The sequence below is a fragment of the Stenotrophomonas sp. 112478_Sma genome (genome assembly GCF_056479905.1).
Map to the genome: position 1 here is coordinate 3,653,342 of NZ_CM151072.1, position 14,701 is coordinate 3,668,042.

General features: G+C 67.8%; 14 protein-coding genes. 4 read left to right on the forward strand and 10 right to left on the reverse strand.

Features of this window, described 5'->3' with window-relative positions:
- Window positions 1-26 precede the first annotated feature (26 nt).
- Entirely contained in the window at window positions 27-2,384 is a 2,358-nt protein-coding gene (locus ACZK08_RS16585) for a beta-N-acetylhexosaminidase (RefSeq protein WP_478452284.1), read from the forward strand.
- 56 nt (window positions 2,385-2,440) lie between these two features.
- On the opposite strand, the gene ACZK08_RS16590 is transcribed toward ACZK08_RS16585, so the two are convergent.
- Window positions 2,441-2,815, reverse strand: a complete 375-nt coding sequence (locus tag ACZK08_RS16590; RefSeq protein ID WP_065181758.1) for a VanZ family protein — start codon at window positions 2,813-2,815, stop codon at window positions 2,441-2,443.
- 14 nt (window positions 2,816-2,829) lie between these two features.
- Complete coding sequence (locus ACZK08_RS16595; protein ID WP_065181759.1) at window positions 2,830-4,014, reverse strand: class I SAM-dependent methyltransferase; 1,185 nt, start codon at window positions 4,012-4,014, stop codon at window positions 2,830-2,832.
- Window positions 4,015-4,073: 59 nt separating this feature from the next.
- On the opposite strand from ACZK08_RS16595, the gene ACZK08_RS16600 reads away from it, so the two are divergent.
- Window positions 4,074-4,811, forward strand: a complete 738-nt coding sequence (locus tag ACZK08_RS16600; RefSeq protein WP_053519294.1) for a pteridine reductase — start codon at window positions 4,074-4,076, stop codon at window positions 4,809-4,811.
- A 55-nt stretch (window positions 4,812-4,866) separates the two neighbouring features.
- Here the strand turns inward: ACZK08_RS16600 and folK are convergent, their stop codons facing one another.
- Complete coding sequence (folK, locus tag ACZK08_RS16605) at window positions 4,867-5,352, reverse strand: 2-amino-4-hydroxy-6-hydroxymethyldihydropteridine diphosphokinase (protein WP_065175155.1); 486 nt, start codon at window positions 5,350-5,352, stop codon at window positions 4,867-4,869.
- Window positions 5,353-5,442: 90 nt separating this feature from the next.
- Here folK and ACZK08_RS16610 point away from each other — a divergent pair, with 90 nt between their 5' ends.
- The gene (locus ACZK08_RS16610; RefSeq protein WP_053519299.1) at window positions 5,443-6,192 is read left to right on the forward strand and encodes a proteasome-type protease; all 750 of its coding nucleotides are present in this window, start codon (window positions 5,443-5,445) and stop codon (window positions 6,190-6,192) included.
- A 32-nt stretch (window positions 6,193-6,224) separates the two neighbouring features.
- On the opposite strand, the gene ACZK08_RS16615 is transcribed toward ACZK08_RS16610, so the two are convergent.
- The 4 genes from ACZK08_RS16615 to ACZK08_RS16630 form a co-directional block, all read right to left on the reverse strand.
- Window positions 6,225-7,736 carry an ATP-binding response regulator gene (locus tag ACZK08_RS16615; RefSeq protein ID WP_065175156.1) on the reverse strand — a complete coding sequence of 504 codons (1,512 nt, stop codon included), beginning with the start codon at window positions 7,734-7,736 and terminating at the stop codon, window positions 6,225-6,227.
- A 4-nt stretch (window positions 7,737-7,740) separates the two neighbouring features.
- Window positions 7,741-8,181, reverse strand: coding sequence for a response regulator (locus tag ACZK08_RS16620; protein WP_053519303.1), 441 nt, complete (start codon window positions 8,179-8,181; stop codon window positions 7,741-7,743).
- Window positions 8,178-9,995: a sensor histidine kinase gene (locus ACZK08_RS16625; protein ID WP_053519305.1), complete on the reverse strand. Its 1,818-nt coding sequence runs from the start codon at window positions 9,993-9,995 to the stop codon at window positions 8,178-8,180. Before ACZK08_RS16625 ends, ACZK08_RS16620 begins: the two co-directional genes overlap by 4 nt.
- Window positions 9,996-10,215: 220 nt before the next feature.
- Complete coding sequence (locus tag ACZK08_RS16630; RefSeq protein ID WP_053519307.1) at window positions 10,216-10,602, reverse strand: BON domain-containing protein; 387 nt, start codon at window positions 10,600-10,602, stop codon at window positions 10,216-10,218.
- 172 nt (window positions 10,603-10,774) lie between these two features.
- On the opposite strand from ACZK08_RS16630, the gene ACZK08_RS16635 reads away from it, so the two are divergent.
- Window positions 10,775-11,818 (forward strand): oxidoreductase, encoded by a 1,044-nt coding sequence (locus ACZK08_RS16635; RefSeq protein WP_065181760.1) that lies wholly within the window; start codon window positions 10,775-10,777, stop codon window positions 11,816-11,818.
- A gap of 56 nt (window positions 11,819-11,874) precedes the next feature.
- Here ACZK08_RS16635 and gnd read toward each other — a convergent pair whose 3' ends face one another.
- From gnd to ACZK08_RS16650, 3 genes are read right to left on the reverse strand one after another with little or no spacing between them, the layout of a single operon-like run.
- Window positions 11,875-12,780 carry a phosphogluconate dehydrogenase (NAD(+)-dependent, decarboxylating) gene (gene gnd, locus ACZK08_RS16640; protein WP_065181761.1) on the reverse strand — a complete coding sequence of 302 codons (906 nt, stop codon included), beginning with the start codon at window positions 12,778-12,780 and terminating at the stop codon, window positions 11,875-11,877.
- A gap of 10 nt (window positions 12,781-12,790) precedes the next feature.
- Window positions 12,791-14,029 carry a hypothetical protein gene (locus ACZK08_RS16645; protein WP_065181762.1) on the reverse strand — a complete coding sequence of 413 codons (1,239 nt, stop codon included), beginning with the start codon at window positions 14,027-14,029 and terminating at the stop codon, window positions 12,791-12,793.
- 17 nt (window positions 14,030-14,046) lie between these two features.
- Entirely contained in the window at window positions 14,047-14,649 is a 603-nt protein-coding gene (locus ACZK08_RS16650) for a DUF2242 domain-containing protein (RefSeq protein WP_053519316.1), read from the reverse strand.
- Between the last annotated feature and the right edge of the window lie 52 nt (window positions 14,650-14,701).

Here is a 14,701-nt window from a genome sequence, read left to right on the forward strand (position 1 = left end):
TCGCACCGTTCCAAGGAGTCGTTCCGATGGTCAAGCCCTTCCACGCCAGGATGCACGGCGCACTGCTGCTGGGCAGCCTGTTTGCCCTGCTGCCGGCCCTGCCGGCCTTCGCCGCCGATCCGGTGCCCGCCGCTGAAGCTCCTGGCCCGCAGCTGCGCGCCAACAGCCTGATGCTGATTCCTGCCCCCGCCAGCGTGCAGCCCGGCCAGGGCAGTGGCATCACTGTGTCCGCCACGACCGCGCTGTACGCAGACGGCGAGGCCGCACAGCGGGTCGCCACCCAATTCGCCGACCTGCTGGCGCGCAGCGGCGGCCCGCGCCTGGCGCTGGCTACCGGCAAGGCTGCGGCCAAGGCCGGCGGCATCCGCTTCCAGATCATTCCCACCTTCCGCGACAGCGGCGAGAGCTACACGCTGGACAGCACCGCGCAGGGCGTGCTGGTGCAGGCCGGCAACGAGACCGGCCTGTTCTACGGCGCCACCACGCTGGCCCAGCTGGCCACCGGCGGCAGCCAGGGCGCGCTGCCGGCCGTGCAGATCCAGGATGCGCCGCGTTTCCCCTGGCGGGGCTTCATGCTCGACTCGGCACGGCATTTCCAGAGCTTGGACGAGATCAAGCGCGTGCTTGATGCGATGTCCGCGCACAAGCTCAACACCTTCCATTGGCACCTGACCGATGACCAGGGCTGGCGCATGGAGATCAAGCGCTACCCGAAGCTGACCGAGGTCGGCAGCTGCCGCCTGCCGGCCGGCGATGGCGGCATCGATCCGGTGACCAGACAGGAGTACCCGTATTGCGGTTTCTACACGCAGGAGCAGATCCGTGAAGTGATTGCCTATGCAGCCAAGCTGCACATCCAGGTGATTCCGGAAATCGACGTGCCGGGCCATGCCACGGCCGCGATCGCCGCCTATCCGGAGCTGGGCTCGATCAGCACGCCGCTGAAGCCGATCAGCGAATGGGGCGTGTTCCCCAACCTCTTCAACGTGGAAGACAGCACCGTGACCTTCCTCGAGAACGTGCTGGAGGAGGTGATCGCACTGTTCCCGGCGAAGTACGTGCACGTGGGTGGCGACGAGGCCGTAAAGGACCAGTGGGAGGCGTCCGCGCAGATTCAGCAGCGCATGCGCGAGCTGGGCATCAAGGATGAGATGGCCATGCAGAGCCACATCATCAAGCGCCTGGAGACATTCCTGGAGGAACACGACCGGCGCCTGATCGGCTGGGACGAAATTCTCGAGGGCGGGCTGCCCCCCCAGGCTACGGTGATGTCCTGGCGCGGCACCGAAGGCGGCCTGGCCGCTGCCAGCGCCGGCCATGACGTGATCATGTCGCCGGTCGGCTACCTGTACCTGGACTACCTGCAGACCGCCTCGCCCAATGAACCGCCGGGCCGCCCCACGCAGGTCAACCTCGGCAAGCTCTACAACTTCGAGCCGGTGCCGGACGAACTGCCCGCCGACAAGCGCGGACACATCCTCGGCCTGCAGGCGAACATGTTCACCGAGCACACCCGCAGCTATGCGCGGCTGCAGCACAACCTGTTCCCGCGCCTGGCGGCGGTGGCCGAGACCGGCTGGAGCGCGCCCGGGAAGCGTGACTTCCGCGACTTCCTGGCACGCCTGCCGTCACAGCTGCAGCGCTACCGCGCATGGGGGCTGGCCTATGCACAGACGCCGTTCGAAGTGGGCGTGGCGTACCAGGATGATCGCGCCGCAGGCACGGTGACGGTGTCGCTGGCCAACCCGCTGGGCTACGAGGTGCGCTACAGCACCGATGGCCAGCCGGTGACCGCGCAGTCGCCGCTGTACCAGCAGCCGCTGACCGCGAAGGTGCCCGCCACGGTACAGGCCGCAGCGTTCTACCAGGGCCGGATGCTGGCCGCAGAGCCCACCGTAGCCGCGTTCACTCCGCAATCGCTGCTCGCCCGCCGCAGCGACGAACTGCTCAGCTGCGTTGGCAACAAGGGCCTGGTGCTGCGCCTGGAAGACGATGGCCCGCGCGAGGGCGCACGCGCGGTCTTCAACGTGGACATCTTCCAGCCCTGCTGGCGCTGGCCACAGGCGCAGCTGGACGGCATCGGCAGCGTGGAGGTGCGCGCCGGTCGCATCCCCTACTACTTCCAGCTGGCGCATGACGAGCCGAACCGTCGCTTCGAGAAGGCCAGGCGCGCGCACGGCGAGATGCTGATCCGCCGGGGCAGCTGCACGGGCAAGGTGCTGGCCGAAGTCCCGCTGCCGGCCACGCCCGATGCCGATGGCTTCGTAAGCCTGCATGCGACGCTGCCGAAGGGCACGCATGGCACCGACGACCTGTGCATCAACTTCACCGGTGATACCCGCCCGGCGATGTGGGTGCTGGACGAAGTGACGCTGCAGAAGTAACCGGAAGGCTGTGGAGCCGGGCCATGCCCGGTTCCACTTCAACCAAGGAAGGCGTGTCAGCCCCGCCAGCGCAGCAGGAGGTCGCGCAGCGGGGTCAGCGCGAGGCCCAATCCGGCAAGAACGCCAACCGTGTTGGCGAGGGCGTCCATCGGGTCGGCCATGCGGTCGCGTGTCAGCGCCCCCTGTGCGAACTCGATGCCCATTCCCATCAGCACCAGGCCCAGCCCGACCCACAGCAGCGGACGTCCTTGCCGGAACAGCTGCACGGCACTGCCGGACAGAATGAAGTACGCCAGGAAATGCTCGACCTTGTCGCCGTTCTCCGGCACGGGAATCGGTGGCGGCGGAATCAGGCAGACCACGATCACGAACAGCACGGCCAGCACCCACAGCGCAGTCCATAGCTGCGGCCGCCGCAGCGGCTTGATCATGCGCGCCGTCGCGCTCACAGGCGCCAGCTCAGATCGCCCAGCGCGAACGCCGGCTCGAAGTCGATTCCACGCTGCAGGCCGATCGCCTGGAAGCGCTCGCCCATGCCGGTCGGCAGGGTCAGCTTCTTCACCTGGTCGCGCAGCTGGATGCGCCCCACCTCATCGGTACGCTCCTCGGCCAGGCTCAGCACCTGGTCCAGGCCATTGCCGATCAGGAAGCTGGCCTGGCTGCAGTACCCCGCCAGCTCGAAGCCACCGTGCAGACCCGCTTCGGCCATCGCGGTGAAGTCCACCGAGGCCGTGATGTCCTGCAGGCCCGGCCAGCGATGCACGTCGTTATGCACGTGGTGGCGGTAGAAGGCGCGCACCGTGCCGTCGTCGCGATCGTGCTGGTAGAACTCGCTGCGGCTGTAGCCGTAGTCGATGAACAGCATCGCGCCACGTTGCAGGCCGCCAGCCACTGCCTGCAGCCAGTACGGCAGCTGCAGCAGCACCTCCGAGCGGTATCCGTCGGCGAAGGGCCTTTCGAGATAGCGTTCGATGTGGCGCACGGCGCCGTTGAGCAGAATATCGGCCGGCTGCGCGCCACGGATGAAGTTGCCCTCCGCGTCCAGTTCCACGGTCTCCTCGTAGACCTCGCCGTCCCTGATCAGGAAGCGCGGGGTCGGAAGTGCGTCGATCACCTCGTTGGCGAACACCACACCTTCCCAGTCCTCTTCGAACGGACGCTCGATCCAGTCCACGCGCGTGGCCAGCTCTGCCGGCAGCGCCTGTTGCAGGCGCTGCTGCTGGCGCTGGCGCAGGTCGGCACTGGGTTCAAGGATGGCATAACGCGAAGGCACCGCATCCAGCTCGGCCAGCCGCAGCAGCACGGCTTCGGCGAAGGCACCGGTGCCGCCACCCAGTTCCAGCATCCGCGACTGCGCACCGAGCTGGGCGAACACCGGCGCCAGCGCATTGGCCACGCTGCCGGCGAACAGGCCGCCCAGCTCGGGCGCGGTGGTGAAGTCACCACCGCCACCGAACTTGCTGGAACCGGCGCTGTAATAGCCCCACCCGGGTGCGTACAGGCACAGTTCCATGAAGCGGGAAAACGGCATCGCGCCCCCCTGGGCGAGGATTTCAGCGCGCAGTGCGGCGGCCAGCTGGTCGCTGTGGGCCAGGGCGTCGGCATCGGGCAGAGGGAAGGTAGGCTGCATGGCGTCTTCGAATGCGGTGACAATGGTGCACAGGATAGCCGAGCCTTGGAGGACCCTCGATGAGCGAAACCGCCCCCGTGGCCCTGATCACCGGCAGCGCGCGCCGGATCGGCGCCGCCATCGCACGCCAGTTCCACGCCTGTGGCTGGTCGGTGGTGCTGCATGCCAACACGTCCAGCGCCGAGCTGCAGCAGGCCGCCTTCGACCTGGACAACGTCCGTCCGGGCAGTGTGCTGGCCCTGCAGGCCGACCTGCGCGATGCCGGCGCCCTGCCCGATCTGGTCGAGCAGGCCGTGGCCCACTTCGGCCGCCTCGATGCGCTGGTCAACAACGCGTCCAACTTCTTCCCCACCCCGCTCGGCCAGGTGACCGCCGAAGCGATGGATGAGCTGTACGCGGTCAATGCGCGTGCACCGCTGCTGCTGTCACAGGCGGCCGCGCCGTACCTGCGCCGCCAGCAGGGCTGCATCGTCAATCTGACCGATCTGCACGGCACCGACCCGATGCGCGACCATGTGGCCTACACCATGGCCAAGGCCGCACTGGAGATGGCCACCCGGTCACTGGCGCTGGAACTGGCGCCGAAAGTGCGGGTCAATGCGGTCGCCCCCGGTGCGATCCTGTGGCCCGAGCAGGGAAAGGACGATTTCGCCCGCGAGGCCCTGCTGGCGCGCACGCCGCTGGCACGCACCGGCACGGTGGAGGAGATCGCCGAGGCGGTGTACTGGCTGGTGGCCGAGGCCAGCTTCGTCACCGGCCACACCCTGCGCGTGGATGGCGGACGCACGGTGAGTTGAAGTCCGCCGGGCATGGCCCGGCGCTACCGATCTACGTGGGCGAGCGCAGCGGCCCTCATTCCAGGTCAACCACCTCGAATGCCTCGCCAAACTGAGCGTGTGCGCGCCACAGCGCCGCCAGGGCCAGGCCGCTGACCGGGTCGATGAAGTCCGGCGCGATGTCCGCCAGCGGCTTCAGCACGAAGGCGTGCTTCAGCTCGGGGCGCGGAATGCGCAGATGGCCCGGGCCTTCCACGATGTGGTTGCCGTAGAACACCACGTCGATGTCCAGGGTACGGTCGGAGAAGCGCGGACCACTGCGATCACGACCGTGGGCGTCTTCCAGTGCGTGCAGCCAATCATCCAGCGCCTGCAGCGGCAGATCGGTCTGGATCAGCACGCCATTGTTGAGGAAGGCCGGGCCATCGAAGCCGACCGCGGCCGTGCGGTAGGCCGGAGACACCTGCAACGCGCCGAAACGCTCGCGCAGGGCCGCCACCGCGGCGTGGAGATGGCGGCGGGGCTGGACGTTGCTGCCCAGGCTGAGGAGCACGGTGGTCATGCGGTTCAGGTGACGGGTCTGGGGGGCGTGGGCATGCCGTCGTCACGGCGGCCTGCCTACAATCCGGGACGCACATGATAGGGCACCGACATGACCTATTGCGTTGGAATCGAGGTGGACCAGGGCCTGGTCTTCGCCGCCGACACCCGGACCAATGCCTCGCTGGACGATGTGCGCGTGCACCGCAAGCTGCACGTGTTCGAGTATCCCGGCCAGGCGGCCTACGTGTTGATGGCGGCTGGCAACCTGGCCACCACCCAGTTGCTGGTCTCGCGCCTGACCCGGGACGCCGGCGAGCGGCGCACGCCCAACCTGCGCGACATGACCCATCTGTTCGAAGCGGCGGCCTATGTCGGTCGCCTGCTGGTGGACAGCCAGGTGCACGGCGGCCACAGCGAGCACGGCCATGACGGCGTCAACACCCAGGCCACGCTGATCTTCGGCGGCCAGGTCGCCGGCGAACGCCCCGGCCTGTACATGATCTACCCGCTGGGCAATGCCATCGCCGCCTCGCCGGAGACCCCCTACCTGCAGATCGGCGAGTCCAAGTATGGCAAGCCGATCCTCGACCGCATCCTCAGCCCGGCCACGCGCCTTGAGGACGCCGCGCGCACGGCGATCGTGTCGCTGGATTCGACCATCCGTTCCAACCTCTCGGTCGGCCTGCCGATCGATCTGGCATTGCTGCGCGACGGCGAGCTGCGGATCGCCCAGCAGCTGCGGCTGGGCGCGGACTCGCCCCTGTACGCGGACATCCACCAGAACTGGTCACGGCGGCTGGAACAGGCCGTGGACAGCCTGCCACGCTTCCCGTGGGAGACCCCGGAACGGCCGGCGTGACCTGCCGCCGGGCCATGCCCGGCGACGCAGATTCAGCCCAGTGCCTCTGCCACAGCGCGGAACACCTGCTGCATCTGCAACGGCTTGCGCAGCACATGCACCTCGATGCCATCAGGGAATGCATCGGCCGGAACGTCCACTGACGCGTCTTCCAGCACCAGCGCCGGCCCGCGGTAACCCAGTCCGGCCATTTCGCCCAGCAGCTGGCTGGCCGGCAGCAGTTTGGAGCCGGCATCGGCGATCACCAGCGCCGGCATCGCCTCCTGCTGCATCCAGCGCAACGCCGCCGGGCCATCGGAAGCCAGCTGCAGCTGATATCCCTGGCTGGACAGCGCGTTGCCCAGCAGCGACAGGCGCGTGGCTTCGCCATCGACCACCAGGATCGACTGGCCACTGCCGAGTGCCACCAGCTGCTCGATCGGCTCGCCGCTCTCGATGGCGTCACGCATCGGCAGGCGCAGCTCGAAACAGGTGCCCTGCCCGGGCTGGCTGGTGACCGTGATGCTGCCGCCAGCACCTTCGACGATGCGCTTGCAGGAAATCAGGCCCAGGCCGGTACCGTCCGCCTTGGTGGTGAAGAAGGGATTGAACAGATGCGAGAGCGTATCGGCATCCATGCCAATGCCTTCATCGGCCACGGCGATGCGCATCCAGTCCACACCGTCGCGCTCGCCGGCATGGCTTGCGGTCAGGCTCAGGCGGCCGCCGCTGGGCATCGCCTGGATCGCATTGAGTGCCAGGTTCAACAGCACCTGCTGCAGCTCGGTGTAGTTCGCATCGACCGCCAGGCCCTCATCCTCCACCTGCAGGTGCAGGCGCACCGCATCGGGCACGTTGCTGCGCAGCAGCAGCGCCACCGCGTCGAACAGGCCGTCGATCTGCACGCGTTCGCTGGGCTTGCGCGAGCCACGGACGAACGACAACATCGATTCCGCCATTTCATGACCGCGGCGGCCGCACTCGGCGATCACATCCGCAAGGTGGTGCAGCTGCGGATCATCGGTGCGCGCCTTCAGCAGGTCCGGCATGATCAGAAGCGGCTGCAGGATGTTGCGCAGGTCGTGGCTGAGGCCAGCGGCGAGCAGCGAAAGGCTTTCCAGCCGTTGCGCGCGCATCAGCTCGGTCTCCACGCGCGAACGCTCCACCGCGCTGCGCGCCTCGCGGATCGCACGGGCCACCGCCGACGGCAGGCGCGCCGGCTGGTGCTTGATGATGTAGTCGTTGGCGCCCTTCTGCAGCGCCGCCACTGCATTCTCCTCACCCATCGTGCCCGAGACGAAGATGAAGGGAACATCCGGCGCCGTCTCGCGCACGATGCGCAAGGCATCGTCGCCGGAGAAACCAGGCATGCTCAGGTCGGACAGCACGATATCCGGCTGGAAGGAAGCCAGCGCCTGGCGCAGTTCCGCCTCGCTCTCAACGCGCTCGAAGCGGGCTTCCAGGCCCGCATCCAGCATCTGTTCGGACATCAGCTCGGCGTCTTCCGGCGAATCCTCCACCAGCAGGATGCGCAGTGCCCCGAGGGAGGGACCGGTCAGGGGCATGGGCTTACTCGAGTTCCGGTGCCTGGTTGATCAGTGCCCAGAACTTGCCCAGGGTCTGCACGGCACCGAAGAACTGGTCCACGTCCACCGGCTTGACCACGTAGGCGTTCACGCCCATGTCCCAGCTGCGGGCCAGATCGCTCTCTTCGCGCGAGGACGACAGGATCACCACGGGAAGGCGCTTGAGCTCCTCGTGCTCACGGATCTGCCGCAGCACTTCCAGGCCGTCCATGCGCGGCATCTTGATGTCCAGCAGCAGCACCGCCGGCAGGCCCTCCTCGCGGCTGGCGAAGGTACCGCGCCGCAGCAGGTAGTCCATGACCTCCACGCCGTCCTCGACGTGCACGATGGGATTGGCCAGGCGGGCTTCCTGCAGGGCGTCGATCGCCATCTCGGCATCGGCCGGGCTGTCTTCGGCAAGAAGGATGGTGCGCAGAGTCGTCATGCGGAGGGACCTTGTTTGTCCGCGTCGAGCGCGGGAGGCAGGTAGAAGTGGAAGGTTGCGCCGGCGTCCGGCTCGGCTTCGGCCCAGACCCGGCCTCCATGACGGGTCAGCACGCGGCGTACGCTGGCCAGGCCGATGCCGGTACCGGGGTAATCACTGGCCTTGTGCAGGCGCTGGAACACGCCGAACAGCTTTCCGGCATAGGCCATGTCAAAGCCTGCACCATTGTCGCTGACCGTGAACTGATGGCCGCCATCAGGCTGCGGCTGGTAATCCACGCGGATCTTCGCCGGTTCGCGGTTGCTGGAATACTTGACCGCGTTGCCGAGCAGGTTCAGCCACACCTGGCGCATCATGTTCTCATCGGCCACCACGATCGGCAGCGGTGCGATGTTCCATTCGACGTGATGGACCTGGCCACTGCTTTCAGCCTCGGCCTGCAGGTTGGAATCGAGCATCGCGCGGGTATCGGACACCAGCGACTGCATGTCCACTGCCTGCTGGCGCATCGCTGCGCGCCCCAGCCGCGAATAAACCAGCAGATCGTCGATCAGCGTCGCCATGCGCCGCGCCGAGCTGGAGATCACCCCAAGGTAATGCAGGCTCTTCTCGTCGGCGCTCTCGCCCAGGTGGCGCGACAGCTTGTCGGAGAAGCCGGCAACGTGGCGCAGCGGCGCGCGCAGGTCATGCGACACCGAATAGCTGAATGCTTCCAGCTCGCGATTGACCTCCGAGACCTGCGCCACCTTGCCTTCCAGCTGGCGGTTCAGTTCCTCCACACGCGACTGCACGGCGCGCTGCACGGTGACATCGCTGACGGTCAGCAGCACCACTTCATCGTCGGTATCCGGCAGCGGCATGCGCCGCGCGTTGAGCAGCATGTAGCGCACCACGCCCTCGGAGGTGCGCTGTTCGTGCTCGAAGTCCCACAGCTCGCGCCCGCGCAGCAGCACATCGACCAGGCGCTGGCGCACGACGGCGTCCCGCCAGGCGCCGTCGCCGACGTCATCCAGCAACAGGCCATCGGCACGTTCGTCCTGCAGGCCGTACAACTCGGCAAAGGCCGGATTGTGCAGCTGCACGCGCAGCTCGCGGTCGAGCAGCACGATCGGCTCACGCACGGTCTGCAGTACTGAGGCAGCGCGCGCGGCCGAGCGCAGCGACTGCCGTTCGGCCTGCAGGCGGCGACCGATCTGCCGCTGCAGCAGCCAGAGCACCAGGCCGAGCAGCGCCAGCTGTACCACCAGCGAGCTCCACGAGACGAATTCGGTCTGCCTGCGCTGCCGCGCAGCCTGTTCGGCCCGCTCGGCCAGCAGCGCCTGCTCGCTGTTCTGCAGCTCTTCAACCACGCTGCGGATCGGGTAACGGGTGCTCAGGTCCTGTACCAGCGCGCGCTGGTCACTGTTCGGTTCGGCCTTGGCCAGCGCGCGCGCCACCGCCAGCCGCCCTTCCAGCATGGACTCGATGCGACCGATGCGGATCAGCTGCTCAGGATTATCGCGTGTCATCCGGCCCAGCTCTGCGAGTCGGCCGGGAATCTCGTTGGCCTTGGCCATGCGCTCGCGCAGACCGGGCGCGTCCACGCCCTTGGACAGCGTCAACGCCGCCGACTCGACATCGCGCACATCGGCCTGCAACTGTTGGAGCGCCACGCCAACCGCCTGCGTATGCGTCACCCAGGCCATGGCTTCTTCGTTCTCACGCTGAAGCTTGCGCTGGGTCAACCACGGCACGACGATGATCGCGGCGGCGGCCAGCGCCAAGGCCGGCAATCGCCAGCGATCCCAGATGTCGTCACTGAACACCAGCGCCATAGTTCCTCATCAGCACGGCCGCAGAGGGATGGGCCCGGACAGGCCCAGCTGCGGCGGAACCGGCAATATAGCGCAGGCGGTCACACCTCTGGAACGTCTGGCCCCGGCAGCTGAACGCTCCAGAAAACACGATGGGTGGAGCCGGGGCTGGCCCGGCTCCACCGTCATGCAGCTGTACTGCCAGCTGTACTGCGGCGCCCCGGCGGGGCGGCGCACGGGATCAGCGCTTGGCCGCCGCGTTGACCTTCAGCGCGCTGGCATCAACGCGGGTGACGCCCTTGATGCCCTTGGCCGTAGTGACGGCCTTGTCATGCTCGGCCTGGGTCGCCACCGTGCCGCTGAGGCTGACGACGCCATTCACGGTTTCCACCTTGACCTCGGTGCCCGGCACATTGCTGCTGGCCAGCAGGTCGGCCTTCACCTTGGTGGTGATCCAGGTGTCGGTCACCGGCTCGTTGGAGTCGTGCCGATCGGCGTGGGTCATCGCCGAATGGTCGGTGGCAGGCGGACTCTTGGCTGCCGGATCCTTGGCGAATGCAGCCGAGGAGGACAGCGCCAGGCCCAGGGTGAGGGCCGAAGCAATCAGCGTACGGGTCGGGTTGTTCATCGTGTGTTACCTCCTGCGGAATGTGGGGTCAGTGTGGCCGCCGCGCCGTGCAGCAGGCGTGGCGCTACGGTCACGCCGCCGTGAATCGCGCCGGTTTTCAACGCAACCGTTCAGCTTTGGATCCTGGCCCCCGTCGTTTACCCTGCATGCCTGATCTGCGCGGAGCACTGCCATGCGCCCTGACCTGCAACTGGCCCTGATCGGGTACGGCCTTGCCGGCCGCGTTTTCCACGCGCCGCTGATCCAGCACACCCCGGGACTGACCCTGCACAGCGTGGTCAGTTCGCAGCGCGACCTGCTGCTGCGCACGTTCAGCGATGTACACGTGCGCGCGGCACCCCAGGACGTATTCGACGATCCGGCGGTGGACGCGGTGGTGATTGCCACGCCGAATGACCAGCACGCGCCATTGGCGATGGCAGCGCTGGCCGCAGGCAAGCATGTGCTGGTGGACAAACCCTTCGCACTGGACGTGGCCGAAGCCGAAGCCGTGCTGGCGGCGGCGCGCGATGCAGACCGCATCGTCACGGTGTTCCAGAATCGCCGTTTCGACGCCGATTTCCTGACGTTGCAGGCCTTGCTGGCCGAAGGTGCGCTCGGCGAAGTCGCCGAATGCCATGCGCATTTCGATCGCTACCGCCCGCACGTGCGCGAGCGCTGGCGGGAGCAGGAGGGGCCTGGCAGTGGCCTGTGGTATGACCTTGCACCGCATCTGCTGGATCAGATGCTGGTGCTGTTCGGCTGGCCGCAGGCGATCGACGCGGACCTGGCGGTGCAGCGCGAAGGCGGCAGCGGCATCGATTACTTCCATGCGGTGCTGCATTACCCGAGGCACCGCGCGATCCTCCATGCCGGTTCGCTGGTGGCGGCACCGACGCCTCGGTTCGCCGTGCACGGCAGCCGCGCCAGCTGGATCAAGCAGGGCCTGGACGTACAGGAAGCACAGCTGCGCCGCGGCGTTGCGCCGGGCGCGCCGGGCTGGGGCATCGACCCGCGTCACGGCGAGCGGGTGTACTGCGATGCCGAGGACACCGTGCAACGCAGCACGGTCGACAACCTGCCGGGCGACTATCGCCGCCTGTATGCCCAGTTCGCTGCGGCGATGCAGGGTGACGGTGAACCCACGGTCAGCCCATTGCAGGCGCTGCAGGTAATGCGCTTGCTGCAGGCTGGCAGGGACAGCGCTTGCGAGGCCCGGCGCATCGCACTGAACTGATCGCGGTCCGCGGCCCGGAACCCCACGGCAGCGCCGAAGGGCTCCGTTCCTGGCGCTTACGACTTCTTGATCGCATGCCCACCGAACTCGTTGCGCATCGCCGCCAGCAGGCGGTCAGTGAACGAATTCGACTCGCGCGACCGCAGGCGTTCCAGCAGCGAGAGCGTGATCACCGGCGCCGGCACATCCAGCGCGATCGCTTCGGCCACGGTCCAGCGGCCTTCACCGGAATCCTCCACGTAGGGGGCGATGCCATCCAGCGACGGATTGCGCTTGAGCGCCTCGGCACTCAGGTCCAGCAACCACGAACGCACCACGCTGCCATGGCGCCAGACCTCGGCAACCTGCGCCAGGTCCAGCTCCATGTCCTGCTTGCGTTCCATCAGTGCGAAGCCTTCGGCGTAGGCCTGCATCATTCCGTACTCGATGCCGTTGTGGACCATCTTGGTGAAATGGCCCGCACCGGGAGGACCGACGCGTGCCCAACCCCGATCCTCCGCCGGCGCCAGTGTGCGCAGCAGCGGCGCAACCTGCTCCACCACCTTCGCCTCACCGCCGACCATCAGGCTGTAGCCCTCCTGCAGGCCCCAGATGCCGCCGCTGGTGCCGCAGTCGACGTAGCCCAGGTCGTCCTCGGCCAGCGCCTTGGCGCGGCGGATCGAGTCCTGGTAATTGGAGTTTCCGCCGTCAATGACGATGTCACCCTCGGCCAGGTGCGGGGTCAGCTGGCCGAGCGTCTGGTCGACCGTTTCGCCCGCCGGCACCATCAACCACAGCACGCGCGGCACCGGCAGCGCGGCGACCGCGGCGGCCAGCGAATCGACTACTTCGATGCCGGTCTCCGCGGCGCGCTGGCGGGCGCCTTCGCCCGGGTCGTAGCCGACCACGCGGTGGCCGCCGCGATGCAGGCGCTGGGCCATGTTGGCGCCCATGCGGCCAAGGCCGATCATTGCAATATCCATTGTTTCACCTTCAGTTGGGGTCTAGGGTCAGGCTGCCTGGCCTGCCGGTTGACGCACAGTGGCGCAGCTGCGCCTCGCGCCAACGCCGGTAGAGCGTGGTATGCAGATTGTGCACCGCCAAGTCGATCGAAAACGGCGTCCGTGGATTGCGGTCGAGCAGCCGTGCGATGTGGTAGCCGATGGGACGTATACCGCGCGGATGCACGTAGATCACGAACTGCTGGTAGAACGGATCGTCCAGCACCTGGTCCATGCGTGCCAGGCGGGCGTGGTAGCGCGCTGGAAGGCGCGCCCGCAGTCCGGGGTCGCGTTCGAACAGGAGCCGCTCGAAATAGCGCCGCCCCACCCGCGGCAGCCCCTGCGCCAGTTGCCACAGCTCGGCATTGCGCTGGTCGTACCAGGCCAGGCCTCCGTGGCGGGCAAGCGCCTGTGCTGCATCCGGCCCGACGTCGACCACGACGAAGTTCTCGGCCTGGTTGCTCAGATCGTCCAGCGTGCTCTTGTCGTACACGTGTTCGATGAAGCCGGGCAGGCCCGCGAAGGCCTGACGTCCCCTCACCGAGGTGCGCACGGCTTTGCCGTCGGCAAGGAAGTCGCCCGCATGCGCACCGAGCAGGACACTGTCGGTGCCGTGCAGCGCGATGAAGGTGCCGATCGACAGTTCGCCTGCGGTGAACTCCGCGTCGAACGCAGCATCGCCATACAGCTCACGCTGCGTTGCCAGCTGCGCGACCTGGCGGCCGACACCGCATTCGGCACGCACCGCACCGCCGTAGAACGCCTGCAGCGCGCGGCTGTTGCCATCCACGGGAACGTAGCCGCGGCCGAAGCTGCGCACGCGTTGCCACCCCTGCGCCCGTGCGCCCTGCATCCCGAAGCCGATCCAGCCCAGCTGTGCGCCGGAGAAGCGGAACTGCGGGTTGCCCTGCAACGACGTGGCGGCCCGCCGGGTCGCCGCGCCCAGTTCGAAGGCATAGGCACAGACCGTGGCAGGATCCTCCAGCAGCTGCTGCAGCAGCGCCTCGCGCTGCGCCCCGTCCAGCGTCTGCGGCCATCGCACACGCAGATCACCCGCGGCCTGCGCCTCGGCCAGCGATGCCCGGGTGCACACCGGGCCACCCTGGATCTGCGGCGCACTGACCGCAGCCACTTCAAACCGCCAGCCCAGCCGCTGCAGCAGGCCCTGCGTGCAGTCCGCGGCCGCCGCCGCGCTGCCTGCCGGCGAAGCCAGCAGCAGGGCCATGACCATCAGCCCACGCCGCACGCTCAACCCTGATCCGTCGCCGCCGCCGGCTCCGATACGGGAGGAGCGGGCAACCGTTCCGGAACCGGCGGCGCCTCACCGGGGGCGGCCGGCAGGTACTGCTGCAGGCGCTGGAAGAACCGGCGGTAGAAGTCGGCATCGGTGATGGTGCTGCTGGCGACCTTCACCAGGGAATCGTCATTGCTGCCGAACGGCAGCGATACCGAACCCAGCGCGCCCACGCCCACGCTGGCCGAGGTCGGGCTCTTCTTCAACGCATAGCGGTCCTGCACCGCGCTGACGAACACCAGCGACTGGCTGCCACGCGGCGCGCAGGAGATGCGGAGTACCAGTTGCTCGTGATCGTCCTCGCGTGGCTGGAAGTTCTTGCTCCCCTCCACCTGCGCGTCATCGACGCGGGCGATCGCATAGCCCTGGCTGAGCAGGGCCCGTCGCGCCGCTTCACAGGCATCGGCCGGGCGGCTGTCGACCGTCCGGGAGAAGGTGTCGCCGGAATCGAAGGACTCGCGCAGCACGGTGCTGTCGGCGGCGCGGCCACCGCAGGCCGACAGGATCAGGGCACTGGCAATACCGACGGCAACGCTGCACAGAGGGGAGACCCGCATGGGAACTCCTGCGAGAAAGGTAGCTGCCAGGGTAGTCCCGCCCCCGTGTGCG